Annotated in this window: 3 protein-coding genes; all 3 read left to right on the forward strand. The window is 65.2% G+C overall.

Going from position 1 to position 2,359, the window contains the following annotated elements; all coding sequences use genetic code 11:
• The first annotated feature begins 337 nt into the window (after window positions 1–337).
• The gene (locus ACZ5CR_RS43710) at window positions 338–652 is read left to right on the forward strand and encodes a hypothetical protein (RefSeq protein ID WP_468868822.1); all 315 of its coding nucleotides are present in this window, start codon (window positions 338–340) and stop codon (window positions 650–652) included.
• A gap of 55 nt (window positions 653–707) precedes the next feature.
• Window positions 708–1,838, forward strand: a complete 1,131-nt coding sequence (locus ACZ5CR_RS43715) for an enoyl-CoA hydratase/isomerase family protein (protein WP_468868827.1) — start codon at window positions 708–710, stop codon at window positions 1,836–1,838.
• Between the two features lie 11 nt (window positions 1,839–1,849).
• Window positions 1,850–2,359, forward strand: a 510-nt coding sequence (locus tag ACZ5CR_RS43720; protein ID WP_468868831.1) for a hypothetical protein, incomplete at its 3' end; no start/stop codon positions are given.

Raw genomic sequence — 2,359 nt, forward strand, 5'->3', positions numbered from 1 at the left:
GCGCCGGCGAAGTTCAGGGTGCGTACCGGTGACCAGTACCTAGCTGACTCTGCAGCGAGGGTCCTCACGCGCCTCGACTCACTTCCCCGCCAGGCCAGGACACCAAGCAGGTAAATGGAAGCAAAGCGGAAGGCAAAGGGAAGGCAACGCATTCCAGCTCCGGTCAGGCCTGCGCGCATTGGGTCTGCGTGAATCTTGCTGCTATCCCGTGCCTCACAGGGATTCACCCTGGCGAATCCATGCATCCCACAGCTATCGTCGGTCGCGGCGCCCTTCCCGCGCGCCTGCCAGCCGCCGATGACCGACGATGACCGCCGAGGGGAAACACACAGCGGACATGAGTGACCTACGCCTCGACGACACGATCTTCGAAGACCTGCGCAAGACCTTCTCCACGGTCAGCGATCGCATGGACGCCGCGCGCCGCGCCCTGCGCAACACCGACGGCTCGGCCGTCGGCGCGGGCAAACTCGTCGAGGACGTACACGAGTTCGCCGACGAGTGGGGCTACGGCGTCAAGCAGCTCGGCAAGCACACGCACGGCGCCGTCAAGATGATCGACAAGATCGGCGAGAAGTTCAGCGAGCTGGACCAGGAGCTGGCCGAGTCGCTCAAGTCGGCGGAGTCGGACTCCAAGAAGAAGGGCAAGTGACGTGGGGCGTCGGCCTGCCTTCACTCACATCGGCTGGGACCCCACCCCCGGGGATGTGACGGACACCCGGGAGCTCGCGAAGAAGTTGGGCGGGCTGGCGACGGAACTCGGCTACGCCGTACGGGACTTGGAGCGGATCGAGTGCGGGGCCTGGAAGGGCAAGACCGCCCTCGCCTTCACCGAGTACATCGGGCAGGACGTCACTCCCCTCGTACGGAAGAGTCATGAGTCCTTCGACAAGGCCTCGCGGGCGCTGCACAAGTGGGCCGGCGAGCTCCAGGACTTCCAGGACGAGGCGGACCGGCTCGAGAAGTCTGCCGGGCGGAAGCTGGAGGCCCGGGAAGAGGCGAAGCCCGACAGCGAGGAAGCCGCCAAGGCGTCGGGGGATGTCGACGGGGTCACCCAGCAGGTCCACGACCTGGAGGGCCGCTACAGCCGCGCCGCGGGAGCCATCAGCAAGGAGCTCGACAAGGCGGGCGACATCGCGCCGGACGAGCCCGGTTTCTGGGACAAGCTCACCAAGGGGGTCGCTGACGCGTGGGACGCCACGGGCCAGTGGATCAAGGACCATGCCGACATGATCAAGGAAATCGGCGATGTGCTCAGCTTGATCAGCAGCGCACTGGGGGTGCTGGCCATCATCACGGCCCCCTTCGAGCCGATCGGAGCGATCTTCGCTGCTGCGGCCATGGTGACAAGCGGTGCCGCCCTCCTCACCCACCTCGCTGCCAAAGCCGCCGGTGCGGACGTCAGTTGGGTTGAGATCGGATTCGATGCGTTCGGCGTCCTGCCCGGCGTCAAGGGGCTTACCGGAACCGCCGCCCTCGCCAAGGGCACAAGCGCCGCCGCCCGCGCCGCCAAGCTCGGATCGGGCTATCGGGCCGTGACGGGCGTCGGCAAGTCCTTCAAACTCTTCGGACCTTTGAAGGCCACTCCCATGGTGAAGCTCGGTGAAGGCGGCAGCCGCATGAGATTGGCGGCCGAGAGCGGGCTGCAGAACTTCCGTGGAGGCCAGTTGCTCGGGACCAAGTCGATCAACACGGTCGGATCCAAGCTTCCCTTCGTCAAGAGCGACGAGCTGATCGCCCCCATGGGCAACGCCGGGCGCGCCTTGGACGGCGCCATCAAAGCCGGCACCACCGGTTACAAGGCATACACCATCGCTCATAACGACTACGGGAACTGAAGGCACACCACGTGGACGACGCCGACACCACAAACGCCGAGCGACCCCTTCCCCTGGGCGTGCGAGCGGCCGTGCTGCCTCCCATGACCTTTCACCTCCCCGATGGCATGCATGCCATCGAAGTTCCTGTGGGTGAGACGGAACGTGCCGAAGCAGTGCGGCAGTTGGTAAGAGACATCTATCCCCAGGGTGAAACACCACTCTGGGAAATGATGGGAGCGCTTTACAGCGCCACGGCGGACGAAATGCTGGCGGGAGGCGTCTCCTTCTTCGGCATCGGGCTGTACGACATCGAGGACGGGGGCGGAGTAGCTCATTGCTCACTGACCATGGCCGTCTTCGAGTCCGACGGAACGGACCAGGACATAGCAGCCCAGGGCACCCTGGCAACGCTCAAGCCCGACCCCATGCTCGATGTGACCTGGCTCGATCTTCCCTGCGGGCCCGCAGTCTCGGCGATCTCCTTCCGGCAACTTCTGATCGACGGCCGGTACACCAAGAGCGGCAAGGACGAAGAGCTG

The organism is Streptomyces sp. NPDC031274, from assembly GCF_055570235.1.